General features: G+C 44.0%; 29 protein-coding genes. 9 read left to right on the top strand and 20 right to left on the bottom strand.

Annotated elements, in window-relative coordinates:
- Nucleotides 1-45: 45 nt before the first annotated feature.
- Together ELZ47_RS02350 and ELZ47_RS02345 are read right to left on the bottom strand one after the other, a co-directional pair.
- Complete coding sequence (locus tag ELZ47_RS02350) at nt 46-1,092, bottom strand: ABC transporter permease (RefSeq protein WP_125331975.1); 1,047 nt, start codon at nt 1,090-1,092, stop codon at nt 46-48.
- Nucleotides 1,089-1,820: an ABC transporter ATP-binding protein gene (locus tag ELZ47_RS02345; RefSeq protein WP_164549539.1), complete on the bottom strand. Its 732-nt coding sequence runs from the start codon at nt 1,818-1,820 to the stop codon at nt 1,089-1,091. The genes ELZ47_RS02350 and ELZ47_RS02345 overlap by 4 nt, the downstream gene beginning before the upstream one ends.
- Nucleotides 1,821-1,888: 68 nt before the next feature.
- On the opposite strand from ELZ47_RS02345, the gene ELZ47_RS02340 reads away from it, so the two are divergent.
- Nucleotides 1,889-2,299, top strand: a complete 411-nt coding sequence (locus ELZ47_RS02340; protein ID WP_125331971.1) for an HIT family protein — start codon at nt 1,889-1,891, stop codon at nt 2,297-2,299.
- Nucleotides 2,300-2,308: 9 nt separating this feature from the next.
- Nucleotides 2,309-2,596 (top strand): hypothetical protein, encoded by a 288-nt coding sequence (locus ELZ47_RS02335; protein ID WP_125331969.1) that lies wholly within the window; start codon nt 2,309-2,311, stop codon nt 2,594-2,596.
- Nucleotides 2,597-2,716: 120 nt separating this feature from the next.
- Here ELZ47_RS02335 and brpA read toward each other — a convergent pair whose 3' ends face one another.
- The 5 genes from brpA to ELZ47_RS02310 form a co-directional block, all read right to left on the bottom strand.
- Complete coding sequence (gene brpA / locus ELZ47_RS02330) at nt 2,717-3,955, bottom strand: biofilm formation/cell division transcriptional regulator BrpA (protein WP_125331967.1); 1,239 nt, start codon at nt 3,953-3,955, stop codon at nt 2,717-2,719.
- Between the two features lie 7 nt (nt 3,956-3,962).
- Nucleotides 3,963-4,484, bottom strand: coding sequence for a GNAT family N-acetyltransferase (locus tag ELZ47_RS02325; RefSeq protein ID WP_125331965.1), 522 nt, complete (start codon nt 4,482-4,484; stop codon nt 3,963-3,965).
- On the bottom strand, nt 4,477-4,917 hold the full coding sequence (gene tsaE / locus ELZ47_RS02320) for a tRNA (adenosine(37)-N6)-threonylcarbamoyltransferase complex ATPase subunit type 1 TsaE (protein WP_125331963.1): 441 nt from the start codon (nt 4,915-4,917) through the stop codon (nt 4,477-4,479). The genes ELZ47_RS02325 and tsaE overlap by 8 nt, the downstream gene beginning before the upstream one ends.
- Nucleotides 4,918-5,056: 139 nt before the next feature.
- The gene (locus ELZ47_RS02315; protein ID WP_126435157.1) at nt 5,057-6,478 is read right to left on the bottom strand and encodes an NCS2 family permease; all 1,422 of its coding nucleotides are present in this window, start codon (nt 6,476-6,478) and stop codon (nt 5,057-5,059) included.
- Nucleotides 6,479-6,623: 145 nt separating this feature from the next.
- A complete protein-coding gene (locus ELZ47_RS02310; protein ID WP_125331961.1) occupies nt 6,624-7,226 on the bottom strand; it encodes a DUF1361 domain-containing protein in 603 nt (200 codons plus the stop codon).
- A gap of 123 nt (nt 7,227-7,349) precedes the next feature.
- Here ELZ47_RS02310 and ELZ47_RS02305 point away from each other — a divergent pair, with 123 nt between their 5' ends.
- The 6 genes from ELZ47_RS02305 to ELZ47_RS02280 all read left to right on the top strand — a co-directional run bounded on the left by ELZ47_RS02305 (nt 7,350) and on the right by ELZ47_RS02280 (nt 13,101).
- On the top strand, nt 7,350-8,162 hold the full coding sequence (locus tag ELZ47_RS02305) for a Cof-type HAD-IIB family hydrolase (protein WP_125331959.1): 813 nt from the start codon (nt 7,350-7,352) through the stop codon (nt 8,160-8,162).
- A gap of 219 nt (nt 8,163-8,381) precedes the next feature.
- Entirely contained in the window at nt 8,382-9,401 is a 1,020-nt protein-coding gene (gene adhP / locus ELZ47_RS02300) for an alcohol dehydrogenase AdhP (RefSeq protein ID WP_125331957.1), read from the top strand.
- Nucleotides 9,402-9,861: 460 nt separating this feature from the next.
- Entirely contained in the window at nt 9,862-10,857 is a 996-nt protein-coding gene (locus ELZ47_RS02295; protein ID WP_002893577.1) for a PTS sugar transporter subunit IIB, read from the top strand.
- A 44-nt stretch (nt 10,858-10,901) separates the two neighbouring features.
- Nucleotides 10,902-11,708, top strand: a complete 807-nt coding sequence (locus ELZ47_RS02290; protein ID WP_002893578.1) for a PTS mannose/fructose/sorbose transporter subunit IIC — start codon at nt 10,902-10,904, stop codon at nt 11,706-11,708.
- An 18-nt stretch (nt 11,709-11,726) separates the two neighbouring features.
- Nucleotides 11,727-12,668, top strand: a complete 942-nt coding sequence (locus ELZ47_RS02285) for a PTS system mannose/fructose/sorbose family transporter subunit IID (protein WP_002893579.1) — start codon at nt 11,727-11,729, stop codon at nt 12,666-12,668.
- A gap of 70 nt (nt 12,669-12,738) precedes the next feature.
- Nucleotides 12,739-13,101 (top strand): DUF956 family protein, encoded by a 363-nt coding sequence (locus tag ELZ47_RS02280; protein WP_125331955.1) that lies wholly within the window; start codon nt 12,739-12,741, stop codon nt 13,099-13,101.
- 185 nt (nt 13,102-13,286) lie between these two features.
- Here ELZ47_RS02280 and ELZ47_RS02270 read toward each other — a convergent pair whose 3' ends face one another.
- The 3 genes from ELZ47_RS02270 to ELZ47_RS02260 are packed head-to-tail and all read right to left on the bottom strand — an operon-like array spanning nt 13,287 to nt 15,061.
- Nucleotides 13,287-13,919 (bottom strand): GNAT family N-acetyltransferase, encoded by a 633-nt coding sequence (locus tag ELZ47_RS02270; protein ID WP_125331954.1) that lies wholly within the window; start codon nt 13,917-13,919, stop codon nt 13,287-13,289.
- A 13-nt stretch (nt 13,920-13,932) separates the two neighbouring features.
- Complete coding sequence (locus ELZ47_RS02265) at nt 13,933-14,511, bottom strand: NAD(P)H-dependent oxidoreductase (RefSeq protein WP_125331953.1); 579 nt, start codon at nt 14,509-14,511, stop codon at nt 13,933-13,935.
- A complete protein-coding gene (locus ELZ47_RS02260; protein WP_125331952.1) occupies nt 14,504-15,061 on the bottom strand; it encodes a TetR/AcrR family transcriptional regulator in 558 nt (185 codons plus the stop codon). The genes ELZ47_RS02265 and ELZ47_RS02260 overlap by 8 nt, the downstream gene beginning before the upstream one ends.
- A gap of 310 nt (nt 15,062-15,371) precedes the next feature.
- Here ELZ47_RS02260 and serS point away from each other — a divergent pair, with 310 nt between their 5' ends.
- A complete protein-coding gene (serS, locus tag ELZ47_RS02255; protein ID WP_125331951.1) occupies nt 15,372-16,649 on the top strand; it encodes a serine--tRNA ligase in 1,278 nt (425 codons plus the stop codon).
- Between the two features lie 120 nt (nt 16,650-16,769).
- Here serS and ELZ47_RS02245 read toward each other — a convergent pair whose 3' ends face one another.
- The 10 genes from ELZ47_RS02245 to fabG all read right to left on the bottom strand — a co-directional run bounded on the left by ELZ47_RS02245 (nt 16,770) and on the right by fabG (nt 25,653).
- The gene (locus tag ELZ47_RS02245) at nt 16,770-17,687 is read right to left on the bottom strand and encodes a TDT family transporter (protein WP_125331949.1); all 918 of its coding nucleotides are present in this window, start codon (nt 17,685-17,687) and stop codon (nt 16,770-16,772) included.
- A gap of 72 nt (nt 17,688-17,759) precedes the next feature.
- Nucleotides 17,760-18,824 (bottom strand): acyl-CoA dehydrogenase family protein, encoded by a 1,065-nt coding sequence (locus ELZ47_RS02240; RefSeq protein ID WP_125331947.1) that lies wholly within the window; start codon nt 18,822-18,824, stop codon nt 17,760-17,762.
- Between the two features lie 18 nt (nt 18,825-18,842).
- Nucleotides 18,843-19,391, bottom strand: a complete 549-nt coding sequence (locus tag ELZ47_RS02235; protein WP_125331945.1) for a carboxymuconolactone decarboxylase family protein — start codon at nt 19,389-19,391, stop codon at nt 18,843-18,845.
- 199 nt (nt 19,392-19,590) lie between these two features.
- Nucleotides 19,591-20,361, bottom strand: coding sequence for an acetyl-CoA carboxylase carboxyl transferase subunit alpha (locus tag ELZ47_RS02230; RefSeq protein ID WP_002927615.1), 771 nt, complete (start codon nt 20,359-20,361; stop codon nt 19,591-19,593).
- Entirely contained in the window at nt 20,358-21,221 is an 864-nt protein-coding gene (gene accD / locus ELZ47_RS02225; RefSeq protein ID WP_002901174.1) for an acetyl-CoA carboxylase, carboxyltransferase subunit beta, read from the bottom strand. The genes ELZ47_RS02230 and accD overlap by 4 nt, the downstream gene beginning before the upstream one ends.
- 99 nt (nt 21,222-21,320) lie before the next feature.
- Nucleotides 21,321-22,688, bottom strand: coding sequence for an acetyl-CoA carboxylase biotin carboxylase subunit (locus ELZ47_RS02220; RefSeq protein WP_125331943.1), 1,368 nt, complete (start codon nt 22,686-22,688; stop codon nt 21,321-21,323).
- Nucleotides 22,689-22,707: 19 nt separating this feature from the next.
- Nucleotides 22,708-23,130: a 3-hydroxyacyl-ACP dehydratase FabZ gene (gene fabZ, locus ELZ47_RS02215; protein ID WP_002896886.1), complete on the bottom strand. Its 423-nt coding sequence runs from the start codon at nt 23,128-23,130 to the stop codon at nt 22,708-22,710.
- Entirely contained in the window at nt 23,127-23,615 is a 489-nt protein-coding gene (accB, locus tag ELZ47_RS02210) for an acetyl-CoA carboxylase biotin carboxyl carrier protein (protein ID WP_049540999.1), read from the bottom strand. Before accB ends, fabZ begins: the two co-directional genes overlap by 4 nt.
- 6 nt (nt 23,616-23,621) lie before the next feature.
- Nucleotides 23,622-24,854: a beta-ketoacyl-ACP synthase II gene (gene fabF, locus ELZ47_RS02205; RefSeq protein ID WP_002927619.1), complete on the bottom strand. Its 1,233-nt coding sequence runs from the start codon at nt 24,852-24,854 to the stop codon at nt 23,622-23,624.
- Nucleotides 24,855-24,918: 64 nt separating this feature from the next.
- Entirely contained in the window at nt 24,919-25,653 is a 735-nt protein-coding gene (gene fabG / locus ELZ47_RS02200) for a 3-oxoacyl-[acyl-carrier-protein] reductase (protein WP_125331941.1), read from the bottom strand.
- Nucleotides 25,654-25,659: the final 6 nt, after the last annotated feature.

The raw sequence follows: 25,659 nt of genomic DNA, 5'->3' as shown, positions 1-25,659 counted from the left end.
CCCTCCGTAAAAAGTTTCTTTATCATTTTACTAGTTTTACCTCTTTTAGTCAACCAATCTCCGTAACTTAAACGGCAGATAGAACAGATAGAGTAGGGCAGTCGCTCCCAGCATGGCCAGCACTGCTGTCTTGTCTTGGAAAAATAGCAGAGCAGTCAGCACTTCAGCCAAGAGAACACTGCTGCCAATCGAAGTGATAATTTGTCTTGCTCCCTTCAGCTTTTCCCCTCTTTCTATCGGAAAAAGCTGGGTCAAAAACTGATAGTCAAAAGCTTCGTACAAGGCCGTCAGCTGGAAGACTAAGAGGTAATTGAACAAGACCGCAAAAGCAGCAGCAATCCAAGCTTGACTGACAAAAACCAAGGCCAAAAGAGCCAAAAAGAGCAGTCTCAAGGTTAGAGCAAAAAAGTCTCCATTTCGCAAGTAAGAGCGCAAAAAGAGATTCTGCCAGGTCTTGCTATGCTGCTTGCCCAAAAGTCTCGTCAAACCATCCAGATAAGCCCGGCGCTTGACACTGTTTGAAATGCCCTTGACATTGGTAAAGAGAGCAAAGAAGCGCAGAATAGTTTGCTTTCGGGCTGCCTCATAAGCGATTAGCGCCTGCCAGTCCAAGCCATTTTCAGTAAAGAACTTCTTGGCCTTAGCCTGAAACAAAAACCATTTCAAGACTAGCATAAGGAGACAGTAGAGCCCGAAGCCCCAAACGGGCAATCCCAGAGCCAGAAAAAGCGGGGCTAACAATAGCAAGATTCCAGTCTGTAAGACTGCATACAAGAGATAGGAACGTAGAATCTGAGCCTTGATAAAAGCTCTGACTTCTGCTTCTCTGACCAAGAAAAAGAGAGCATCCGGCTTTTCCAGATAGGTCGCAATCCGTCCAAAAGGCAAGATAAAGAGCGATAGAATAACCAGACTGGCAATAATGGGTAGGTGGTTGGTCGGAAAATGTCGCAAAAGCTGACTGTACTGAACACCTAAAAATCCCATAAAAATCAGCAGAAAGAGCACGAAATGATCATTAAAAACATAGCGCAGGTATTTCAAACACTGCTGACGAAAATCCTGTTTTCGTTTGGCAAATAATTCTTTCATAGCGCTGCCTCTTCTGTCAGGGCTAGATAGATGTCATTCAGACTAGCATCCGGCATTTGAAATTGAGCCCGCAACTCAGTCAAGCTGCCCTTGGCCCGCACTTGACCCTTGTGCAGAATTACAAAACTATCGCACATCTTCTCGGCAGAGTCCAGAACATGGGTGCTCATCAGAATCGACTTGCCCTTCTTCTTTTCCTCCTCCAAGAGCTGGATAAGGTCTGCAATCGCTACCGGATCCAGACCCAGAAAAGGCTCATCCACAATAAAAAGGCTGGGATCAACTACAAAAGCACAGATAATCATCACTTTTTGCTTCATCCCTTTTGAAAAGTGAACAGGGAACCAATCCAGTTTTTCCTTGAGTCGGAACATTTCCAGTAGCTTACCCACGCGCATAAAAGCTGTTTCTTGTTCAATGTCGTATGCCATGGCTACCGTCTCAATGTGCTCGCGCAGGGTCAATTCTTCATAGAGACTAGGCGTTTCCGGGATAAAACCGATTTTCTTGCGATAATCGCTGGGATTGGTCCGCAACTCCAGTCCATCAATCTGAATCTGCCCCTTATAAGGCGTCAGAAGACCAATAATCTCATTGATAGTCGTGGACTTGCCCGCACCGTTGAGACCAATCAGACCAACCAGCTGGCCATTGCCCACTTCAAAGCTGACATCCTTTAAAACCGGGATATTAACATAGCCGCCCGTAAGCTCTTTGATTTCTAACATATTTTCTCCGAATTCTGGTATAATGGTTCTTATATTATAACAAAATCTAGCGAATAGAGGTACCATTTATGGCTGATTGTATTTTTTGTAAAATTATTGCTGGAGAAATCCCTTCTTCAAAAGTCTATGAAGACGAGAAAGTCCTTGCTTTTCTGGATATTTCCCAGGTAACACCAGGTCATACCTTGGTTGTCCCTAAAGAGCATTTCCGAAATGTGCTGGATATGGATGCCGACAGCACCAGTCAGCTCTTTGCTCGCGTACCTGACATTGCCCGTAAGGTGATGAAAGCCACAGGTGCAGCTGGTATGAATATCATCAACAACAACGAAGAAATTGCTGGACAGACTGTCTTTCATACCCATGTGCATTTGGCACCACGCTACAGTGATGCAGATGACCTCAAGATTACTTTCGAAGCCCACGAGCCAGACTTCCCAGCTCTGGCCGAATTAGCTGAGAAGATTGCGCAAGCTTAAGGAGGGAATATGAAACTTTCAAATATTTTCCTATTTATCGGTGCCGCAGCAGCCAGCTACAAACTGGTTGAAAACCGTCAAAAAATCCAAGAAGAAATCATTGAAACAACAGATAGTCTAGACAAAGTAAAGGACAGTCTAGCCAATATCCAACGAAATATTGCCATCATTCAAGAGCAAAAAGAGCAAGTCAAAGACATGGCCCAAGATCTTACTTATAAATATAAAGTCCTTGAAAATCAAGCTCAAGTGCAGATCCAGCAAGTCAAAGAGATCTGGGAAAAGTACGAGGCTTGATAGAGAAAAGGCGTATGATAGGGGAACAATAATTCCAATCAGCCGCCGCGTCAAGAGCTTTCCGTCATAACCAAAAGAGACCGAGACATTTTGTCCCGGCCTCTTTTTATATTTAACTTTTTACTCTGTAGTCGCATTGACTACTGGCTGACTTTGCGGAGCGCTGACACTGACATCTGCCGCTGGGGCGGAGGAAGCCGCTGGAGCAACTGGAGTCGTATTCGTAGTTCCAACTGTTGTATCTGTCGTCGGATAAGAGTAATTCTCATAGCCATTATTATAAGTTGGCTGACTATAAGGAGGCACGTAGTTACTATTGCTTTCTGTACTGCTAGACGCACTGCTGCTATTGCTGCTTCTTAGACTGTTGCCGCCCATAATATCTTCATAGAGAACAGCATTGGTCTTCAGACTCTTAACTGTGTCCAAGCCCAGAGACTTACGGATTAGATTCTGCATGCTCAGCAAATGCTCTGACGTCACCAGCTGATAGCTTCCACCGTCAGGCAAGGTCGCATCTTCTCCACGCAGCTGCTCAGACTTGATGTTCTTAAAGGCATCCTGATAGCCTAGCAGTTGGGGAATGCTTTTTGAATCAAGCGCGATATTGGTCTGCATATTGCTGCTGACAGCTTTTAAAATAGCCTGATAATGGCTGACACTGTTGAGACTGAGAACTTTTTCAACCACTTTCTTAATTACTTCACGTTGACGCTTTTGGCGGCCATAGTCACCCTCTGGATCCTGATAGCGCATGCGAGCATAGACAAGCGCCTGATCACCATTGATGGTTTGCTTGCCAGGCTCAACCTTAGCAGTATACTCCGGCTCATTATCCTCAATAGAAATTGGGAAGTCAAAGGTATTATTGACCTCAATACCACCTACTGCGTCTACTAACTGAACCAAGCCCTGCATATTGATCATCACATAGCGGTCGATGTGGATATTCATCAAGCCCTCAATAGTCGAAATGGCTAACTCTGCTCCGCCTGTCGCATAGGCTGCATTCAGCTTGGCTTCAACTGTCTGACCGTTCTCATCAATCTGAGTCAGAATATCACGTTCCAAACTCATCATGACTGTTTTCTTAGTCTTGGGATTGACACTCAAGAGAATCATGGTATCGCTGTTCCCGACCCAAGTATCCTCGCGGGATCCGCTCCCTGTATCTACACCCATCAGCAAAATGGTCATGGGCTTAGTCGCAGAAATGACATCTGTCTCATTTCCCAAGCCCTTATAAGTCTTGGACAGCTCATCTGTTGACTGACCATAGATTGTCCAAGCATAAGTACCGATACCAGCTGTCGTTACGACAAGGAGGCTAAGAAACATCATTATAATCTTTTTAAACATATCTTTTTTAGTCTATCAGTTTACCCATCAGGTAAACATCAAGAAATATCCCTTCTTTTAAATAGGCTCCTCTTTTTTGTAAGCCTTCAATTTCAAATCCTAAATCTTTATAAAGATGAACCGCTCGTTCATTTTTAACCTGAACGCTCAGCTCCAAACGTCTAATATCCTGAGAATCTTCTGCCCAAGTCAGTGCCTCTTCCAGCAATATGCGTCCCAGTCCTTGGTTCCAGAAAGCCTTCTTCACCACGACAAAGACTTGACCAATATGGCGAATTCGCTCATGGAAATCAGCTGTGATGCTGACTAGGCCAGCAATCTCACCATTTAAAAGCGCCAACAGATAAAGCTGATTACTAGAAGCAGCCTGATGCTCAATGAATGAAGCCATCTCCTCTTGATTCATCAAAATTCCAGCTTCATCCAGCGTCATATAATCTGACTCAGACCCAACCTGATTGAGGAAGGCAATCAGCTCAGCAGCATCCGTTTTTTCCGCTTCACGCAAGCATAATTCATATTCAGTCATTCTGCAGTTCCTCAAGCAACTCTTGAGCTCGCTTTCCTTTGGCTTCAAAAACCAATTCACGCCCATCTTCCTTTTTCAAGAGGCTTAATTTGAGATAGTCTTCAGGCAGATTTTCTCCCAGCAGCTCCCCCCATTCAATGACCGTCACGCCTTCCCCGAAGAGAAAGTCATCCAAATCAATGGAGTCTGGATCGTCTCCAATGCGATAGACATCCAGATGATAGAGTGGCAAGCGCCCCTCATATTCCCGAACAATGGTATAGGTTGGACTTTTAATCATCTGACTGATACCCAAACCTAGAGCCAGACCCTTAGTAAAGGTTGTCTTCCCTGCTCCTAAATCTCCCGTTAAAACCAGTACGTCTCCCGCCTGAAGCAATGTGCCCAGACGCTGACCCCACTGGATTAATTCTTCCTCATTATGACTAAACATTCTCTTATTATACCAGAAAAAATTTTTTTCTGCTTAATTTTGCAAAAGAAAAATCAGCTAGGAAAAGCTGATTTTTTATACCAAAAACATATCCTATACAAAGGGTACTAAAATCAAGGAAATCCAGCAATGTTTAGACCTAATTTAAAGCCAGATTTACGAAATTCAAAATAAATAGAAGATCCAAAATCCAAATCATAGAATGCACATCCTTGGCTTGACCTTTGAAGATTTTGACCAAGGTGTAGGTAATAAACCCAGCTGCTATCCCGTGAGTGATAGAATAGGCAAATCCCATAAAAATAGAAGTAAAGAAAGCCGGAATGGCTTCTGTCATATCATCCCAATGGATATTCTTCAGACTAGCCAGCATCATAATCCCAACAATAATGAGAATCGGTGCAGTTGCAGCATTAGGAACAATAGCCAAGAGTGGGCTAAAGAAGCTTGACACTGCGAAGCAGATAGCTACGACCAAGGCGGTCAGACCTGTTCGGCCGCCAGCTCCGATACCAGCTGCAGACTCCACATAAGTCGTCACGTTAGAGGTTCCAGCAATGGCGCCAATAGAGGTTCCGATGAGGTCCGAGTAAAGAGCCTTATCCAAACCTTCTGATTCATGGTTTTCCCCAGAAGTTGCCACAATCCCGACCTTTTCACCTGTACCGATCAAGGTACCAATGGTATCAAAAATATCTGTCAAGGAGAAAGCCAGAATAGCCATACATGTCTGAGGCCAGCGAGTCGAATCTGCTAAGAGGGCACCCAGACCTTTCGGACCTACTGCCACCCCAAAAATCTGTCCCAATTCACTAACAGCAGTGCCAATGTTATTCTGCCCAAAGTCAATAGCTGACAAATCAACCAAGCCAACCAGAATAGCTACCACAGTCGTTACTAGGATGGATAGGATAACACCACCCTTGATATTTTTCACGATAAAGAAGATTGTGATGGCGAGACCAACCAAGGCTACGATGACAGCTGGATTATTAAAGTCTACCAGACCGGGAGTTGCTGCTGAATTAGCCGTGATAGCCGCTGCAGCCTTATCTGCTCCCTTGCCAGCTACTGTATAATTGCCTGGATCGATTGAAAACTTGAGCAAGCCAGCATTTTTAATACCTACATAGGCCAGAAAGACCCCGATTCCTGCTGAAATTGCTGCGCGCAAGGAGCCAGGAATGGACTCGATGATCATTTTACGCACCTTGGTCAAAGTGATAATGAGCGAAATAATCCCGCAGATAAAGACCATAGCCAAGGCTTCCTGCCAAGTGTAGCCCAAGGCAAAGACGACCGTAAAAGTGAAAAAGGCATTCAGACCCATACCCGGTGCCTGCGCATAAGGCAAGTTGGCAAAGAAGGCCATCATTAAGGTGCCGGCAACAGCCCCGATAATCGTAGCTAGGAAAACACCCTGCTTGGGCATACCAGTCTGAGCCAACATGGCCGGATTGACGAATAAAATGTAGGACATGGCAAAGAAAGTCGTCAGACCAGCCAAAACTTCTGTCCGGACATCTGTCCCTTTTTCGGTCAGTTTGAAAAATTTATCCATTTTTCAATAAATCTCCTTTTGAGTAAAATTTATAATATCTAGTTCAATAACAAAGAAAAACAGATTGAATTTCGTTTATTTACGAACGATAATTTAAATTATAATAAAAAACATTCACTTTTTCAAGATGAATGTTTCGCTTTTCTTATTTTTTATTATCTCTCATCAGAAATACCAAACTCATAAACTGCAAAAAGGCAAATCCAAGAATGAAAGGCAGACGATCAGGCTGCAAAGTTTGCAAGAGCTTCTGTAGAACTAGCTGAGGATGAAGCAATAAATCCCAGCTATTGAGACGATCATAACGTCCTATGTAGATAGCCATACTGGACACAGCCGACAGAGCTGCCATCAGCAACAAGTCCAAATACCAGTTAAACTTCCAGCGTTCCTTGATGACATACCAGCTCTCCATACCACAGAAAACTCCGAATAAAATACTGGAAACAAAAGCTAAAAAGAGCAGGAAAACACTTGGCTTACTCAGAACATCTGTCACCCAAGTCATATGAATCAAATCAGTGATCATATAGAAAGTGTTGGGGAAGAAAAGCAACCACAGCAGGAAAAGAAGAGGATATACCCACTTCTGCTTCTTGAATAAAAGTGTCAAGATAGCTGCATCATAGCTGATTAAGGCCAAGGTCATATTCCAGATGAGATAGGTCGGACCGCCATTTAGAGATTGGATATAGATAAAAAAGGCAATCATCAGAAAAAGAGCATGAATCATGATTGGTTTACGCATACGAAAAGCTCCTCCTTGCTATGTCATAATTGTGACTGATTAGAGCATCATTATAACATAAGTCGTGTTATTTACACTGAATTCTGTTATAATAGTCTGTATTATCACTGAAAAGAGACTCACATGACAAAAAAAGTAATCGCTGTGGACTTGGACGGAACCTTGCTGGATTCTAACAGCAATCTGTCTGACTTCACCAAAGAAACTATCAAAAAAATTTCCAAAAAGGGCCACAAGGTCATTATCACAACAGGCCGGCCCTACCGCATGGCTTTGAAATATTATAAAGAATTAGAGCTCAATACGCCCATGATCAACTTCAATGGCTCTTTGACTCATATTCCAGAAAAGAAATGGGACTTTGAAAAATCGCTAACGCTGGATAAATCCTTTCTGCTGGATATGGTTAAGCGCAGGGATGAGATTGAAGCGGATTTCATTGCTGGCGAATACCGCAATAAGTTCTACATCACCAATCCCAATGAAGAAATCGCTGATCCCAAGCTCTTTGGCATCGATGCTTTCAAGCCTGAAAACCAGTTTCAAGCCAATCTGGTAACGGAGAATCCTAACGCCATTCTCCTGCAGACGCGAGCAGCTGACAAATATGCTTTGGCAGAGGAAATGAATGCTTTTTACCAGCATGAACTTTCTATCAACTCTTGGGGCGGCCCACTCAACATCCTCGAGTGTGCTCCCAAGGGTGTCAATAAGGCCTTTGCCCTTCAGTATCTGCTTAATATTCTCAATGTAGACCGTAAAAATCTGATTGCCTTTGGCGATGAGCAAAATGATACTGAGATGCTGTCCTTTGCTGGCACTGGCTATGCCATGAAAAATGCTAATACTGACCTTCTTCCATACGCTGACCAGCAGTTATCTTTGACCAATGACCAAGATGGCGTCGCCCACGAGCTAAACAAACTCTTTTTATAAAAGTAGACAATTAGGCAAACTCTGTTCGAGAGTTTGTCTTTTATTTTTTTCTTCCCTCAAACTCCGTTAGTTGCAAAAAGCTTTAAAAATAGGAGCTTATCAGCTATGTCAGAATATTAGAGTGAATTCACGCTTAGTTTTGTAAGCGTTTGCTATTTTGTTTGAGTTTGTGATATAATTAACATAATCAAAAAACTAAATAACAGAAGGAAACTACTTATGAAAGCAGTTGTTGTAAATCCAGAGGGAACTAATGTCCAACTCGTTGAAAATAAAGAAATGCGTCCGCTTGAAACAGGGGAAGCTCTCGTTGACATCGAATACTGCGGTGTCTGCCATACGGACCTGCACGTCGCACACGGTGACTTTGGCAAGGTGCCAGGTCGCGTTCTTGGACACGAAGGTATTGGTATTGTCAAAGAAATCGCTCCAGATGTAAAAAGTCTCAAAGTCGGAGACCGCGTCAGTGTCGCTTGGTTCTTTGAAGGCTGCGGCGCTTGTGAATACTGTACAACTGGCCGCGAAACCCTTTGCCGTACAGTAAAAAATGCTGGTTATTCCGTTGATGGTGGGATGGCAGAGCAATGTATCGTAACAGCTGACTACGCTGTCAAAGTCCCTGAAGGACTCGATCCCGCCCAAGCTTCTTCTATCACTTGTGCCAGTGTAACCACCTACAAGGCTATCAAAGAAGCCCAGCTGCAACCAGGCCAATGGACAGTTATCTTTGGAGCAGGTGGATTGGGTAACCCAGCGGTTCAATATGCCAAGAAAGTCTTTAATGCCCATGTTGTCGCTGTTGATATCAACAATGATAAGCTAGTTTTGGCCAAAGAAGTTGGTGCTGATATCGTCATCAACGGCCATGAAGTTGAAGATGTCGCTGCTCTTATCCAAGAAAAAACTGGCGGTGCGCATTCTGCCATAGTAACAGCCGTTTCTAAAGTTGCCTTCAACCAAGCGGTGGACTCTGTTCGTGCTGGCGGTCGGGTAGTTGCCGTTGGATTGCCATCTGAAATGATGGACCTCAGTATTGTCAAAACCGTTTTAGATGGCATCCAAGTCATCGGTTCCCTAGTTGGTACTCGCAAGGACTTGGAAGAAGCCTTCCAGTTTGGTGCTGAAGGATTGGTGGTTCCTGTCGTTCAAAAACGCCCTGTTTCAGATGCAGTGGATGTCTTTGATGAAATGGAAGCGGGTACCATTCAGGGACGTATGGTACTTGACTTCACACACTAATACTTTAAAACATGTTAATCCCAACATTTACCAAACTTTTGGAAACTTATGATAGACAGGCTTGATATTATTTAGAAACTTTTGCCATTATAGAGGGAGACTAAAGACATAAGATGCGATTTTCTGTCTTTGGTCCTCCTCTTTCTTTTTTGATAAATAAACACTTTCTCAAACAAAAGTCTCTTCTGTCATTTCAAAAATCTCTTTCATATTATTTCAATGTTTTTCATATATTAATCTATTATATTTTCTATTTTCCTAATTTATTAAAACATTTCTATAGCTAAGGTTTGCTTGTACCTATATTTATCAGGTTTTCAGCAAATACTGACATTTTTGAAAGAAAAAGTCGTTTTTAGGAACAAACGCTTGCATTTTTCATGAAAACGTTTTATAATAAACTTGCCTTAAAGTTTTCTTAAAACTTAAGTCAAACATTTTATAAGGAGGAATGTCAATAATGAGTATCGGAATCATTATTGCTAGCCACGGTGAATTTGCTGCTGGTATTCATCAATCAGGTTCTATGATTTTCGGTGAGCAGGAAAAAGTACAAGTTGTAACTTTCATGCCCAACGAAGGACCAGATGATCTCTATGCAAAGTTCAATGACGCTGTGGCTTCGTTTGATGCGGACGATGAAGTGTTGGTCTTGGCTGACCTTTGGAGTGGCTCTCCATTCAACCAAGCTAGCCGTGTCATGGGTGAAAATCCAGACCGCAAGTTCGCTATCATTACAGGCTTGAACCTGCCTATGCTGATTCAAGCTTATACAGAAAGGATGATGGATGCCAACGCCGGCGTTGAAGCTGTTGTTGCTAACATCATCAAAGAAGCCAAGGAAGGAGTCAAAGCTCTGCCTGAAGAGCTGAATCCTGCTGCTGAAGAAGCAAATGCTCCTGCTGCAGCTGCTCCAGTTGCCCAAGCAGCAATCCCTGAAGGGACTGTAATCGGTGACGGCAAGCTCAAAATCAACCTTGCCCGGATCGACACACGCTTGCTGCACGGTCAGGTAGCAACAGCTTGGACGCCAGATTCAAAAGCAGATCGTATTATCGTTGCTTCTGACTCAGTTGCTCAAGATGAACTTCGTAAAGAATTGATTAAGCAAGCTGCACCAGGTAATGTCAAAGCCAATGTTGTCCCAATCGACAAATTGATTGCTGTTTCAAAAGACCCTCGCTTTGGCAACACTCATGCCTTGATTCTGTTTGAAACTCCTCAAGACGCCCTTCGTGCTGTTGAAGGCGGTGTGCCAATCAAGACCCTTAATGTCGGTTCTATGGCTCACTCAACTGGTAAAACAATGGTCAACAACGTACTGTCAATGGATAAGGAAGACGTTGCCACTTATGAAAAGCTTCGTGACCTTGGCGTTGAATTCGACGTACGTAAAGTACCAAATGACTCTAAAAAAGATTTGTTTGATTTGATTAAGAAAGCCAACGTGCAGTAAAATCAAACGTTTTGCTTTTATTAATTTAGGAAAGGATTTAGAACATGTCTATTATTTCTATGGTTTTAGTAGTCTTTGTTGCCTTCTTAGCTGGCCTAGAAGGTATCTTGGACCAATTCCAATTCCACCAACCGCTGGTTGCTTGTACCTTGATTGGACTGGTAACTGGTAATTTGGCTGCCGGTGTTATGCTGGGTGGCTCTCTCCAGCTGATCGCTCTTGGCTGGGCTAACATCGGAGCTGCTGTAGCACCTGATGCTGCCCTCGCTTCTGTTGCCGCTGCCATCATCATGGTACTGGGTGGAGACTTCTCAAGCAAAGGAATCGCTGTAGCACAAGGTGTTGCTATTCCACTTGCTGTTGCTGGTCTCTTCTTGACTATGATTGTCCGTACTTTGTCAGTCGGTTTGGTTCACGGTGCAGATGCTGCTGCGAAAAAAGGAGACATTAAAGGAGTTGAACGCGCTCACTTTATCGCTCTCTTCATGCAAGGAGCACGTATTGCTATCCCGGCAGCACTTCTTTTGATGATTCCAGCTGAGTCTGTTAAATCTGCTCTTGAAGCTATGCCAGCTTGGCTATCAGAAGGTATGCAAATCGGTGGTGGTATGGTCGTAGCCGTTGGTTATGCAATGGTTATCAACATGATGGCAACTCGTGAAGTATGGCCATTCTTCGCTATTGGTTTTGCTTTAGCTGCTGTCAGCGAACTCACTCTGATTGCCCTCGGTGCAATCGGTGTCGCTATTGCCCTCATCTACCTTGCCTTGTCTAAAAAAGGCGGAAATGGTGGCGGCGGAGCAACAGCTTCATCTAACGATCCAATCGGCGACATCCTAGAAGACTACTAAGAAAGGAGACACACTATCATGACAGAATTAAATACTGTAAAACCTGATGAGTCAGGAAAATTGACTCTTTCAAAGGCTGACCGTCAAAAAGTTTGGTGGCGTTCTACTTTCTTGCAAGGTTCTTGGAACTACGAACGTATGCAAAACTTGGGCTGGGCTTATTCACTGATTCCAGCTATTAAGAAACTTTATACTAAAAAAGAAGATCAAGCTGCTGCTCTTGAGCGTCACTTGGAGTTCTTCAACACTCACCCATATGTTGCAGCTCCAATCATCGGAGTTACACTTGCGCTCGAAGAAGAAAAAGCAAATGGTGCAGCAATTGACGATGCGGCTATCCAAGGGGTTAAAATCGGTATGATGGGACCTCTGGCTGGTATCGGAGACCCTGTCTTCTGGTTCACAGTTCGTCCAATCCTTGGAGCACTTGGGGCATCTCTTGCTTTGACTGGAAATATCATTGGGCCACTTATCTTCTTCTTAGCTTGGAATGCTATCCGGATGGCTTTCCTCTGGTACACACAAGAATTGGGCTACAAGGCCGGTTCTGAAATCACTAAAGACATGTCTGGTGGTATCCTCCAAGACATTACTAAAGGTGCTTCAATCCTAGGTATGTTTATCTTGGCTGTTCTGGTTGAGCGCTGGGTATCTATTAAGTTTGTCTTTAACGTTTCATCTGTTAAGCTAGATGATAAAGCATATATTCATTGGGACAAATTGTCTAGTGGCTATAAGGGTATCCAAGAAGCCTTTGCTCAAGTAGGTCAAGGACTATCTCAAACCCCTGAAAAAGTTACAACTTTCCAACAAAACTTGGATTCCTTGATTCCTGGTTTGATGGGACTACTTCTAACTTTCGCTTGTATGTGGTTGCTTAAGAAGAAAGTATCCCCTATCACTATCATCATCGCCCTCTTTGTAGTTGGTGTACTAGCTCACGTTGCTGGTTTGATGTAATCAAAAAGAAGGTTTCGGCCTTCTTTTTATTGTGGTATAATAGCTGTATTATTTAAAAGGGAGTTACTCTATGGCACAGTCACAAAACAAAACAGTTGAGTTTAATACTACTGGCGTATCCTATCTTGGATTAGGCGGAAAGGTTGGGAAATTTTTAATCGGCGAGACTGCTCTGGAGTTTTACGCTGATGCCAATGTAGAAGACTATATCCAGCTGCCTTGGACGAGCATCACTGCTATCGGTGCTAATGTTTCTGGCAAGAAAGTCAGCCGCCATTTTGAAATCTGGACTGAAAAAGGAAAGTTTCTCTTTGCCTCCAAAGACTCTGGTAAGATACTCAAAATTGCGCGTAAGCATATTGGCAATGACAAGGTAGTTAGATTGCCGACTCTGTTACAAAAAATTGCTGGAATCTTTAAGAAGAAAAAATAAGGTTGAAAAAGTTTCAACCTTATTTTTTATATTTTCGACTAAGACAAAGACTGCTTGTATCAACAAAATGGAGCTAGCACAAAAATTGGAAAGTGAAACAATCTGAGAATGCACTATTTCAGCCCCTTGAAATGATAGGGTGGGGTAAGCTGACATTATCAATGCAAGACCGTATCATTAGATTTTCAAAAAGTATAAACATCAGCTAAATTTTTCTCGAAAGTCCATGTCTTGACACCTTCAACATCACGGACATCTAGTTGTTTAAATCCGTTCTTTTTGTAAAAACGACAGTTGCTTTCTGTATGAGTAATCAAAGTAAGCCACTGGCATTTCTCTTCTTTGGCAAGCAGCTCAAGTCCCTTTGAGATAAAAAGACCGCCAACTCCCTGTCCTTGATAATCAGGCAGCACACCCAGCAGTTCAAGATATAGAGTTGAAACACCCCTTTTCTTAGCTTCTTTGCTCCCCTCCCCAAAGACTTTTTGAAAGGCTAAAAGCTGGGGAATATATTGCCACATCCTCCATGCTCCTGCCTGCAAAAAGGAAAGTATACCGACAGGATGGCTACCGAGCTTATGAATAGTAGCGACCGCCATAAGACGCCCGTCCACTTCAGCAAGCAGGCAAATATGATGACGCATCGCCGCCTTAACCATAACTGCATGCAATCTATTTAGAAAATCAATATAAGACCAACTGCTGCCAAAGAGAGGACGGAATTTTTCTCTGTAGACCTCATGCTCAGCAAAAGCAGCAGTTAAAACCGAGACCGCAGCAGCAAGATCCCTTTCATCTGCTCTTCTAAAACGAATCATGATAGCTACCTCTTCAAATCTTTTCTGCTAATTTTTCTAAAAAAGCCTGCCGTTTTTCAGCTGTAGACTGAGAAATATTCCCGAAATTCAACCAACGGCGCTGTCTAGCACCGATAGACTTAAAGGTATGGCCCAACATGGCTTTCTTGACGACATCACCACAGAAATACTTAAGATAGAAGGTCGGTGCTGCAGAGGTAGTAATAGCCAATACCTCTTTAATATTGGTCAGACGACCAACTAACTGGCGAGTTTTCGTCTCCTCGTAAATCTTATTTTTCAAAAAGACCTTATCTTCAAAGCCCTTGACAATAGCTGGCATATCCGCCCACCAGATAGGAAAAATCATGATAAGGCGGTCACAGGACGCAAGAGCTTCCTGATATTTTAAAACCAGCGGGTCTAGTGCCTGCCCTTTATTAAAAAGCGCTAGCTCTTCCTTGGTATAGACAGGGTTAAAACCATCCTCATAGAGATCAATCAGTTCATAGGTCTGACCTTTCTTCTCCAACAAGTCCTGAACCTGCTCTAAAATAGCATAGTTAAAGCTTTTATCATAGGGATGTGCATAAACAATGAGATTTTTAATCATGTTTGTAACCTCCTAGTAAATCATTGAACATTGAGCGATAGACTTCCTCATCAAAAGGCTCCAAACCTTTGGCAATAAAATGGCCATAGCCTGTGATGAAGGTATCCAGCTTGAGCAAGAGAATCTTTTTCTCTTTCTGACTCTCAATAGGCAGCCTATCCAGATAAGCCACCGTCTTGTTCCCGATTTCCAGAAGCTCACCTCTCCGGTAAGCCTCTATCGCCACAGGACTGAAAAAGAGAAAATCCATCATCCGACTGTTGGACTCATATTCCGATAAAAGAAAAAGTCCTATCTGCCAAATGCAATCCAAAGGATCAGATACTCCGTCAAGATACTGCTCCTCTAAACGTCTAAGCTGGCTCTGATTTTCCAAAAGACAGACCTGATAGTAAAGATCCTCCTTGTTTTCAAAAGCCTTGTAAAAAGCACCAGTCGTAACCCCCAGCAAAGATGCCAGTTTCCTCAGGGGGATATTCTGATAACCATATTCTCTGATAAGCTGGCTTGCCTTCTCAATCATACGGTCGCGCGTTGTTTGTTTTACCATAAGAACTCCTTTAGATAACTATGTTACCTTTATTTAAAGATAACATAGTTATCTTTTTCTGTCAAGATTTTTCCTATCCTAGGATTTACATTTTCCGGAAAATCCTGTATAATAGTCGAAACGGATAAGTACTATTGGGCACTTTTCAGAAAGTCTGCGGTGGCTGTGAGCAGATAAGGAGAAAATAGGAAATTCTACCGTTAGTTTTAAAAATGAATAATTAAGCAAGTGCACTTTTGTGAAGTTGGATGGAACCGCGGCTCTGCCGCTCCAACAGTTTCATAAAGTGCTTTTATTTTTGGAGGTACCTATGTTAGATTTAAAACGCATCCGTACGGACTTTGATTCTGTCGCTGAAAAATTAGCTACGCGAGGTGTTGACGCTGCTACCCTAAACCAAATGAAAACCATTGACAAAGAACGTCGGGATTTATTGGTCAAGGTCGAAGAACTCAAGGCAGAGCGCAATACTGTTTCTGCTGAAATTGCCCAAGCTAAACGCAACAAAGAAAATGCAGATGACAAGATTTCTGCCATGCAAAAACTCTCTGCTGAAGTCAAGAACTTAGACGCAACCTTGGCTGAGCTAGACGCTAAGTTGACCGAGTTCACTACTACTCTGCCTAATATCCCACATGAAAGTGTTCCTGTCGGAGCAGACGAAGACGAAAACGTTGAAGTTCGTCGCTGGGGCACACCGCGCCAATTTGACTTTGAAGCCAAGGCTCACTGGGATTTGGGTGAAGAACTGGATATCTTAGACTGGGAGCGTGGGGCAAAAGTTACTGGTGCTCGCTTCCTCTTCTACAAGGGCTTAGGAGCAAGACTTGAGCGTGCTATCTACAACTTCATGCTGGATGAGCATGGCAAAGAAGGCTACACAGAAGTCATCACTCCTTATATGGTCAACCACGATTCTATGTTTGGGACTGGGCAATATCCTAAGTTCAAAGAAGATACGTTTGAGCTAAGCGATACCAACTTCGTTCTGATTCCAACTGCTGAAGTTCCGCTGACCAACTATTATCGAGATGAAATTTTAGACGGCAAAGAATTGCCAATCTACTTCACAGCTATGAGCCCATCATTCCGCTCCGAAGCTGGCTCTGCTGGTCGTGACACGCGCGGTCTCATCCGTCTGCACCAATTCCACAAGGTTGAAATGGTGAAATTTGCCAAGCCAGAAGAATCTTATCAAGAGCTGGAAAAGATGACTGCCAACGCTGAAAACATCCTGCAAAAGCTGAATTTGCCTTACCGAGTTGTAGCACTCTGTACTGGAGATATGGGCTTCTCAGCCGCTAAGACCTACGACTTGGAAGTTTGGATTCCTGCTCAGAACACCTACCGTGAAATCTCTAGTTGCTCTAACACAGAAGATTTCCAAGCTCGTCGAGCTCAAATCCGCTACCGTGACGAAGCAGATGGTAAGGTCAAACTCCTTCATACTCTCAACGGTTCTGGACTGGCTGTCGGACGTACAGTGGCAGCTATCTTAGAAAATTACCAAAACGAAGATGGCTCTGTGACTATCCCAGAGGTTCTGCGTCCGTACATGGGTGGATTAGAAGTTATAGCGCCAAAATAAAAAGCAGTTCATCCTGATAATTTGCCTGTATTATTAGGTCTAAGTTCAGACTTATTTTGCTAAAATTAAAAAAATCCGAGATCAACTCAGAGAAAATCAAAAACAGAGTTTCAAAGAGTATCATCTCGGATTTTTTGTTATCTTTCTGGCTCGCAATGAGACTATATAGTAAAAACAAACATAGAGGATGATTACGAAAGCTATCAGAGCTTCTGCATGACTCAGCCAAACAAGCCATGTCCAACCTAGATAATCAAGTCCCAGTTTCAGGGCAAAAGCTGTATTGACAAGAGGAAAGGTCAAGGCTGACCAGCTAAGCTGAGGGCCCAGTCGGAAAATGCGAGGTAAAAGACATAAAACCAACAGATAAAAGGCTTGCGATAAGAGGATCAGCAAGGCAACAAACCAACCTTCAGCATCAGAACCAGCCAAACGGATATAACTTCCCAACAGGAGCGAGAAAGGTGCACAGTAAATGGCCCACTGCGGCTTTAAAGCATCAGGCAGCCTTTGTGACCGCCTAACCTTGTAAAACAAGGGATAGAGAATCAAACTCAGTAGCAGAGCAAAAAACCAAGCCAAATAGCCCAAAAACGGCTGATGAACTACACCCTGAGTCAAGCTTACCATGGCTAATCCAACATATAGGACCGTCCAGCTCGGGGTCAAAGATAACCCCTCAGCCTTAAGAACATACTTCCAAGTAAAGATAGCTATTAGAGAAAGATGCAGCAGCAAGGCCATGTACCAAAGCAACAGACCCATCCAAAGTAAACCAAGCTTGCTTAGGTAAGAAGCTAAAAGCATACTAGCCATAGGATAAGTCGCAAAGCTCGATAAGAAAGAGGCCTTTTGCAAATCTTGCCGATAGTCCGAAAATGACAGCACCAAAGCCAGTGTCAGATAAAGCCAAAGTATCAAAGCCAGACCATTCAAGAAGTGGAAAAAGATAGAATGGTAGTTCAGTAAAAGATTAGCTAAGCCAAATAGGCCTAGAATCAACCCAGATAAAAGAATGGGCGGTCGTTTACTGTTCACGAAGCAACTCCTTTATAGTAATGTCTTGAAGTCCCTTTTCAATGACAATCAAATGTTTGTTTGCCATCATTTCTATGAAACTTCTAAAATATGCCGCAGCTGTACTGCACTCGGTGATACAATGGGAAGAAAAGCTCCTTCGTTCCAACGGCGGATAAAGCCAGAAGTCGAATTACTCAAATATCCTCTGCCTCCACTAGCCTGCAGCTCCAAGAGCAGACTTTGGGCTACCACATCAATTATATCAATTCGCAGCTGGAAGAGCTCCTTAGGACGCTCAACAAAATAACTAGGCTGGAGAAGACCTCTATAGAGCTGATCCTGGATCGCAGTAAGAGTAGCCACTTGCTCCTCCCACTCCTCTCTCAAAATAGAGCGGACTGACAGATTAGCTTCGACCTCTGCCAATGACTTCTCCGCTAGGCCAAGAGCCAGACCAAATTGATAACCTAGAAAAGCTGGGCGATTTTCTGCCAAAAATTCCAGGGCATCTTGTGCAAGAATCCATTCCTCTTGCAAAGCCACATGATTAAAGGTCAGGGCAGCTGTATTTCCCCCTTGTAGAGATACAAACTCTAAATCCGCTGAACGGGAGAAATTCTCTGCGTCAGACGGCACAGCCAGAACCAGCGGCTGGCGGCTCCCGTCTTCGAAACCAGCAACAAATATGCTGAGGAAGCGATCCGCGCGAGCATTGGTTACCCAAGGCAGACGCCCCTTGAGATAAAGCTGCCCGTCTTCCTCCACAATAGAGACATTTAGCTCTTCTAGGTCCGACAGGAATTTAACGGCATTAGACAGTGCTGTCGCACCTGCATATTCCCCTGACAGAAGCCCTTCCAAATAGTGGTCTCTAAAGTAGGGATTAGCAGACTTTAAGACGTTATCAATAAAGGTCCTTTGCCCCCAAGAGATAAAGGAGGCGGTCAAGGAATGGTGAGCCAGATCCTTGAGCACTTCAATCACATCCGTATCATTTCCACCTCGGCCTCCCAGCTCTTCTGGAACGCCAACCCGGAAGGCTCCTTCAGCAGCGATACGCTCAATCAATTGATTGCCTGCTGCACAGGATTCTTTGTCAATTTGGTCAGCGTGGTCATCCAACCAGTTGATAAACTCTTCTGAAAAAAATGTCATTTGCCACCTCCTCAAAGACTAGGCATAAGGCTGCAATTCCGGATTAATTGGCGTGTTGGCCAGATTATTGGCATAATTGCAAAGGGTCGCAAGGCTGACACCTAGAACTACATCCAGAGCATTCTCATGCGTATAGCCTGCTTCTAGGAAGTCTGCCAAAGCCTCGTCTCCGACCCGTCCCTTAGTATTGATGACAGCAATGGTAAATTTAGCAAGTGTATCTAGCTTCGGATCTGTATCAATCGGAGTACGATTGCGCAGAGCCTTCAAAAGATCATCATTCATTTGAATCTGCTTGATTGAAAAGGCTGTATGACCCGCCACACAGAAAGCACAGCCATTGGTAACTGCAGCCGTAATCTGCACTACTTCACGCTCAGTTGGTGTCAGGCTGTTACGGCGATTGATGGCTCCAACCGTCCGATATGTTTCCAAAGCCGTTGGCGCATTAGCCAAAAGACCGATAAGATTGGGAATGTAGCCACCGTTATCTTTTTGAACAGTTTCCAGGACTTCTTTTACCTCAGCTGGTGCGGACTCAATCGTGTGGATAGTAAATTCTGACATATGAAACCTCATTTCTTTTAATTAGAAACTATCTTAACATAGGACCAATAGCTTGTATAATATATATTTTATATAAGTCCTATAAAGAGAATATAATACGATTTTTCAAACTAAAATATATTTCCCTCGTGAGGTAGCTCCACATCAATTTTAAACAAGAATCCGAAACGAGAAAAAGAAGCCTTCTGGCTTCGATTTTTTAATATTTTCTGAATCTCTGGTAGCGATTTTCCAGTAATTGCTCCAAGGGTAGCTGAGACAGACTATTCAACTCAGTTGCGATTTCTTCTTTCACTGCAGCCAGTAATTCATGGTTGTTAAAGCCTCTTTCAGGAATAACCTTATCTACCACTTCCATCTGCAAGAGCTCGTGTGAAGTAATTTTCATCAGCTCTGCTGCTTCCATAGCGCGGCTGCCGTCTTTCCAGAGAATAGAAGCAAAGCCTTCCGGACTGAGAACTGCATACATAGAGTTTTCCAGCATCCAGACCTTGTCTGCTACAGCCAAAGCCAAGGCACCACCAGAGCCACCCTCACCAATGATGATGGCAATAATCGGCACTTTGAGATTGCTCATTTCCATCAAGTTACGAGCAATAGCTTCCCCTTGGCCACGCTCCTCAGCACCGACACCAGGATAAGCACCTGCCGTATTGATGAAAGTTACCACAGGACGGCCAAATTTTTCCGCCTGCTTCATGAGGCGCAGAGCCTTGCGGTAGCCTTCCGGATGCGGCTGACCAAAGTTTCGGCGCAGATTGTCCTGCAAATTGCGTCCCTTTTGAATACCGACCACCGTTACAGGCTGACCGTTTAGCGTCCCGATACCACCAATCACCGCACCGTCATCTCGAAAAGAGCGATCCCCATGCAACTCGACGAAGTTATCAAAAATTCCTTGTGCAAAATCCAGCGCAGTCAAACGAGCCTGATCACGCGCTTCTTTTATAATCCGAGTGATTTTTGTCATGCTTGACCTCCATGGAATGCTAATAAGGTAGCAAGTGTATCTCTCATGTCACCACGCTTGACGATGGCATCCACAAAACCATGCTCCATGAGAAATTCAGCCTTTTGAAAATCATCTGGCAGCTTCTCACGAACTGTGGACTCAATAACCCGACGACCGGCAAACCCAACAAGAGCCTGAGTTTCGGCCAGAATAATATCACCTTCCATGGCAAAAGAGGCTGTGACACCACCAGTTGTCGGATCTGTCAAGACAGTCAAATAGAAGAGGCCTGCAGCAGAGTGCCGCTGAACAGCCGCAGAGACCTTAGCCATCTGCATCAAGCTCATAATACCCTCCTGCATGCGGGCACCACCAGAAGCCGTAAACAGAACGACTGGCAATTTATGCTCTGTCGCATACTCAAAGAGGCGGGTAATCTTTTCACCCACTACTGTCCCCATAGATGCCATGATAAAGTTTGAATCCATGATACCAAGAGCCGTTTTATGCCCCTTGATGCTAGCCGTCCCAGTCAGAACAGCCTCATCAAGTCCCGTCTTCTCACGGGTAAGAGCCAACTTCTCCTGATAGTTTGGGAAGTTCAGAGGATCCTTGGTTTCAATTCCAGTGAACATCTCCTCAAAACTATTCTCATCCACGGTTAGGTTTAAGCGCTCATGAGCAGAAATACGAAAATTATAGCCACAGTTAGGGCACACACTGTCATTCCCAAGATCTTTTTGGTAAATGGTATGCTTACAACCTGGGCATTTCGAAAAGAGTTCGTCCGGTACCTCAGGCTTTGCTTGAGGCTTTTCCCGACTCGCTCGATTAGGATTGATACGGATATATTTATCCTTCTTTGAAAACAAAGCCATCGTTTACGTCTTCTCCTTTTCAAGATTTTATACTCAGGCACATCAAACTGCAAGAGCCGCCGTCTTTCGAGTTTACAGAGTAGCTCTTACATGTCTCATCTATTGTTTCTCTCGATAAGCCGGAAGGAACTTCTCCATGAGAAAGGCTGTGTCATAATCACCAGCAATCACATTAGGATCTGAGATTAAGTCCAATTGGAAGCCGCTGTTGGTCACAACACCGTCAATTTCTAGTTCATAGAGTGCACGTTGCATCTTCATCAGAGCATCAAAACGATTTTCCCCATGAACAATTATCTTCGCAATCATGCTATCGTAGTAAGGGGGGATGGTGTAGCCAGGATAGACGGCTGAATCAACACGCAGCCCCACTCCACCGCTTGGCAGATAAACATTTGAAATCTTACCAGGACTCGGCGCAAAGTTAAAAGCTGGATTTTCAGCATTGATCCGACACTCAATTGCATGCCCTCGGATTTCAACATCATCCTGACTGAAGGACAGCTCTTGACCGTTTGCAATCTTGATTTGCTCTTTTACGATATCCACACCAGTGACAAACTCGGTCACGGGATGCTCAACCTGCACCCGAGTGTTCATCTCCATAAAGTAGAATTCACCCTTGGCTTCATCAAGCAGAAACTCAATCGTTCCGGCATTTTCATAGCCGACAGACTGAGCAGCCCGAACAGCTGCTTCACCAATCTGCTGACGCAAGGTTTTCCCAATTGCCACAGACGGACTTTCTTCCAGCACTTTCTGATTATTACGCTGCAAAGAGCAATCCCGCTCGCCCAAGTGGACCACATGTCCCTGCTGATCTGCCAAAATCTGCACTTCAATATGGCGCGCTGGATAGATGACTCGCTCCATATACATGGCACCATTACCAAAGGCGGCTTTGGCTTCGCTAGATGCAGACTCAAAGGCCGCTACTAAATCCTCAGCCTTTTCAACCTTACGAATGCCCTTGCCGCCGCCGCCAGCAGAAGCTTTAAGCATGACTGGATAACCAATCTTTTCGGCGACTTCCAAAGCTTCTTCAGAGGTATGGACTTCTCCATCAGAACCTGGGATAACCGGCACTTTCGCCTTAATCATCTGAGCCCGAGCATTAATCTTGTCCCCCATCAAGTCCATAACAGCACCTGAAGGTCCAATAAACTTAATGCCAACTTCTTCGCACATAGTCGCAAATTTAGAGTTTTCGCTCAAAAAACCAAAACCAGGATGAATGGCTTCTGCACCTGTCAGAACAGCAGCAGACAGGACTGCATTCATATTCAGATAAGAATCAGTGGACTTGGCTGGACCGATGCAGACGGCCTCATCAGCCAGTAAAGTATGGAGTGCTTCCTTGTCAGCCGTTGAATAGACGGCTACCGTATCAATTCCCAACTCGCGGGCTGCACGAATGATTCTGACCGCAATTTCCCCACGGTTAGCAATTAAAATTTTACGAAACATGGTGAAAGCTCCTTTTTATCTACTGACCAATCGCAAAGGTCAAAGTACCACTGGCTGCAAGTTTTCCATCAACTTCCGCTTTCGCCTCTACAACCGCAATCGTTCCACGTCGCTTGACAAACTTAGCTGTCATAATCAGTTGATCACCTGGTACAACTTGCTTCTTGAACTTAACCTTGTCCATGCCAGCGTAGAAGACCAGTTTGCCCTTATTTTCTTCTTTAGACAATTCCAGCACACCGGCTGTTTGAGCCAGAGCTTCCATGATTAAGACACCTGGCATGACAGGGTATTGAGGAAAATGTCCATTAAAGAAAGGCTCATTGACTGTCACATTTTTCAGAGCAACAATCTCATCTTCACTAACTTCCAAAACGCGGTCTACCAAAAGCATTGGGTAGCGGTGCGGAAGTGCTTCTTTTATTGCATTAATATCAATCATTTGATGCGTACCAGCCCTTTCCCAAATTCAACCATTTCTTCATTCTGAACCAGAATTTCTGTAACCAGACCATCTTTAGGTGCTGGAACTTCATTCATGACCTTCATCGCTTCAATAATCATCAGGGTTTGACCTTTTTTAACTTGGTCTCCAACAGATACAAACGGCGGCTTATCTGGACCAGCTGCTAAGTAAGCTACACCAACCAAAGGACTTTCTACAACATCACCTTCAGCAGCAGGTGCCGGAGCTTCTGAAGCTGTCTCTGGCTCTGCAGGCGGAGCTGCTTGAGGAGTTGGCTCAATCACAGGCGCACTCGCAGGCTGCAAAGGTGCAGCAATTGGAGCAGCACTGGCTGTTGGAACCGCAGCCTGACCCTCATTCTTACTAAAAGTCAGCTCATCGCTCTGATTTTTGTAAGAAAACTCACGCAGACTAGACTGGTCAAACTGCGCCATTAAATCTTTAATTTCGTTGATATTCATAGGTTTTTAAGCCTCCCAGCGTTTAAAGGCAAGAACGGCATTGTGGCCGCCAAAGCCAAATGTATTAGAAATCGCATAAGGGATTTCCTGTTCCTTACCTTGACCGTAAATAACGTTGGCTTCAATATAGTCTGGCAGCTCTGTTGTACCAGCTGTTTTTGGCACATAGCTATGACGCATTGCTTCAATCGTTGCAATAGCCTCAACTGCGCCCGCCGCTCCGAGCAGGTGTCCTGTAAAGGATTTGGTTGAAGACACCGCTACATCTTTACCAAAGACAGAAACAATGGCTCCGCTTTCGCCTTTTTCGTTAGCAGGGGTTGATGTACCGTGAGCATTGACATAAGCCACATCTTTTGGCTCAATTTCAGCTTCTTCAACCGCCTGTTTGATAGCCTTGATAGCTCCCAAACCTTCTGGATGCGGAGAAGTCATATGGTAAGCGTCACAAGTATGACCGTATCCTACCACCTCAGCCAAGATAGTAGCTCCGCGTTTCTCAGCATGTTCCAAACTTTCCAGAACCAGCATACCAGAACCTTCACCCATGACAAAACCATTGCGATCCTTATCAAAAGGAATGGATGCACGCTTAGGATCTTCTGTGGTAGAAAGAGCAGTCAAAGCTTGGAAACCAGCAATCGCAAATGGTGTAATAGAAGCTTCTGAACCACCGACCAGCATCACATCTTGATAACCGAACTTAATTGAGCGGAAAGCTTCACCAATCGCATCGTTTGCTGAGGCACAAGCCGTATTGACAGACTTACAAATTCCATTGGCTCCAAAGCGCATCGCTACATTTCCTGCACCCATATTTGGCAGAGCTTTTGGCAGGGTCAAAGGTTTGATACGTTTAGGACCTTTTTCATGCAAGCGAACAACCTGTTCTTCAATTTCCTGAATCCCGCCGATACCTGAAGCTACAATGACACCAAAGCGATCCTTATCCAGGGCATCTACATCTAAGTGAGCATTGTTGACCGCTTCTTGAGAAGCATAAAGCGCATAAAGAGTGTAATTATCATAACGGTTGGTATCCTTTTTGACAAAATATTTATCAAAAGGGAAATCCTGAATTTCCGCCGCATTGTGAACACTATATTCACTATGATCAAATTTAGTAATTGGACCGATTCCAATGTTGCCTTCTTTTAAATTATTCCAGAATTCTTCTGGAGTATTCCCGATAGGTGAAGTTAAGCCGTATCCTGTTACAACAACTCGATTAAGTTTCATATTGAGCTCCTTTATTTAGATGAATCAACTGATTTTATACTCGTTAATATTCAAAAACTTTGACTTACTGCATAGTAAATCCGCCATCAATCGTGAGGACTTGTCCTGTCAGATATTCTTGACCAGCCAAGAAGAGCGCAACATCTGCAACTTCTTCTGGAGTACCAAAACGCTTCATTGGAATGAGTGCCAGAGACGCCGCCTTTACTTTTTCTGGAAGTACATCTGTCATATCAGATGCGATAAAGCCAGGGGCAATACAGTTGACACGGATATTACGTGCTGCTACCTCACGGGCAACTGATTTAGAAAAACCAATCAGACCGGCCTTGGACGCTGCATAGTTAGCCTGACCGACGTTCCCTGCCAGACCAACAACACTTGACAGACTGATGATAGCACCCTGACGAGCTTTTGTCATCGGTTTCAGGACTGATTGCGTCATATTGAATGCCCCAGTAAGATTCACTTTCAGCACCCCCTCAAAATCTTCTTCCGTCATTTTCAGCATGAGCTTATCACGTGTAATACCAGCGTTATTGATCAGTACATCAACAGATCCCAAGGCTGCAACAGCTTCTTCTACCATTCGCTGGGCATCTTCAGCTTTGGAAACATCTCCAATAACAGTTACAACTTTCCCAGAATAGCCGGCAAATCCAGCCAAAACATCATCAGAAATCTCCGCTAGTCCGTTTAAGATGATATTGGCACCGACACTAGCAAATTTATGCGCAATTGCCAATCCAATTCCGCGAGCGGACCCAGTAATTAATACATTCTTGTTTTGTAATTCCATGATGAT

Origin of the sequence: Streptococcus sanguinis, assembly GCF_900635155.1 — a bacterium.
Lineage (GTDB): Bacteria > Bacillota > Bacilli > Lactobacillales > Streptococcaceae > Streptococcus > Streptococcus sanguinis_G.
The sequence above is the reverse complement of the archived record's forward strand: the minus strand, read 5'-3'. Positions and strand labels throughout refer to the sequence as shown.

Excerpts from the sequence above, each read along its gene's own strand:
- ELZ47_RS02350 (WP_125331975.1), bottom strand. The coding sequence starts at position 1,092 with ATGAAAGAATTATTTGCCAAACGAAAACAGGATTTTCGTCAGCAGTGT.
- ELZ47_RS02345 (WP_164549539.1), bottom strand. The coding sequence starts at position 1,820 with ATGTTAGAAATCAAAGAGCTTACGGGCGGCTATGTTAATATCCCGGTT.
- ELZ47_RS02340 (WP_125331971.1), top strand. The coding sequence starts at position 1,889 with ATGGCTGATTGTATTTTTTGTAAAATTATTGCTGGAGAAATCCCTTCT.
- ELZ47_RS02335 (WP_125331969.1), top strand. The coding sequence starts at position 2,309 with ATGAAACTTTCAAATATTTTCCTATTTATCGGTGCCGCAGCAGCCAGC.
- brpA (WP_125331967.1), bottom strand. The coding sequence starts at position 3,955 with ATGTTTAAAAAGATTATAATGATGTTTCTTAGCCTCCTTGTCGTAACG.
- ELZ47_RS02325 (WP_125331965.1), bottom strand. The coding sequence starts at position 4,484 with ATGACTGAATATGAATTATGCTTGCGTGAAGCGGAAAAAACGGATGCT.
- tsaE (WP_125331963.1), bottom strand. The coding sequence starts at position 4,917 with ATGTTTAGTCATAATGAGGAAGAATTAATCCAGTGGGGTCAGCGTCTG.
- ELZ47_RS02315 (WP_126435157.1), bottom strand. The coding sequence starts at position 6,478 with ATGGATAAATTTTTCAAACTGACCGAAAAAGGGACAGATGTCCGGACA.
- ELZ47_RS02310 (WP_125331961.1), bottom strand. The coding sequence starts at position 7,226 with ATGCGTAAACCAATCATGATTCATGCTCTTTTTCTGATGATTGCCTTT.
- ELZ47_RS02305 (WP_125331959.1), top strand. The coding sequence starts at position 7,350 with ATGACAAAAAAAGTAATCGCTGTGGACTTGGACGGAACCTTGCTGGAT.
- adhP (WP_125331957.1), top strand. The coding sequence starts at position 8,382 with ATGAAAGCAGTTGTTGTAAATCCAGAGGGAACTAATGTCCAACTCGTT.
- ELZ47_RS02295 (WP_002893577.1), top strand. The coding sequence starts at position 9,862 with ATGAGTATCGGAATCATTATTGCTAGCCACGGTGAATTTGCTGCTGGT.
- ELZ47_RS02290 (WP_002893578.1), top strand. The coding sequence starts at position 10,902 with ATGTCTATTATTTCTATGGTTTTAGTAGTCTTTGTTGCCTTCTTAGCT.
- ELZ47_RS02285 (WP_002893579.1), top strand. The coding sequence starts at position 11,727 with ATGACAGAATTAAATACTGTAAAACCTGATGAGTCAGGAAAATTGACT.
- ELZ47_RS02280 (WP_125331955.1), top strand. The coding sequence starts at position 12,739 with ATGGCACAGTCACAAAACAAAACAGTTGAGTTTAATACTACTGGCGTA.
- ELZ47_RS02270 (WP_125331954.1), bottom strand. The coding sequence starts at position 13,919 with ATGATTCGTTTTAGAAGAGCAGATGAAAGGGATCTTGCTGCTGCGGTC.
- ELZ47_RS02265 (WP_125331953.1), bottom strand. The coding sequence starts at position 14,511 with ATGATTAAAAATCTCATTGTTTATGCACATCCCTATGATAAAAGCTTT.
- ELZ47_RS02260 (WP_125331952.1), bottom strand. The coding sequence starts at position 15,061 with ATGGTAAAACAAACAACGCGCGACCGTATGATTGAGAAGGCAAGCCAG.
- serS (WP_125331951.1), top strand. The coding sequence starts at position 15,372 with ATGTTAGATTTAAAACGCATCCGTACGGACTTTGATTCTGTCGCTGAA.
- ELZ47_RS02240 (WP_125331947.1), bottom strand. The coding sequence starts at position 18,824 with ATGACATTTTTTTCAGAAGAGTTTATCAACTGGTTGGATGACCACGCT.
- ELZ47_RS02235 (WP_125331945.1), bottom strand. The coding sequence starts at position 19,391 with ATGTCAGAATTTACTATCCACACGATTGAGTCCGCACCAGCTGAGGTA.
- ELZ47_RS02230 (WP_002927615.1), bottom strand. The coding sequence starts at position 20,361 with ATGACAAAAATCACTCGGATTATAAAAGAAGCGCGTGATCAGGCTCGT.
- accD (WP_002901174.1), bottom strand. The coding sequence starts at position 21,221 with ATGGCTTTGTTTTCAAAGAAGGATAAATATATCCGTATCAATCCTAAT.
- ELZ47_RS02220 (WP_125331943.1), bottom strand. The coding sequence starts at position 22,688 with ATGTTTCGTAAAATTTTAATTGCTAACCGTGGGGAAATTGCGGTCAGA.
- fabZ (WP_002896886.1), bottom strand. The coding sequence starts at position 23,130 with ATGATTGATATTAATGCAATAAAAGAAGCACTTCCGCACCGCTACCCA.
- accB (WP_049540999.1), bottom strand. The coding sequence starts at position 23,615 with ATGAATATCAACGAAATTAAAGATTTAATGGCGCAGTTTGACCAGTCT.
- fabF (WP_002927619.1), bottom strand. The coding sequence starts at position 24,854 with ATGAAACTTAATCGAGTTGTTGTAACAGGATACGGCTTAACTTCACCT.
- fabG (WP_125331941.1), bottom strand. The coding sequence starts at position 25,653 with ATGGAATTACAAAACAAGAATGTATTAATTACTGGGTCCGCTCGCGGA.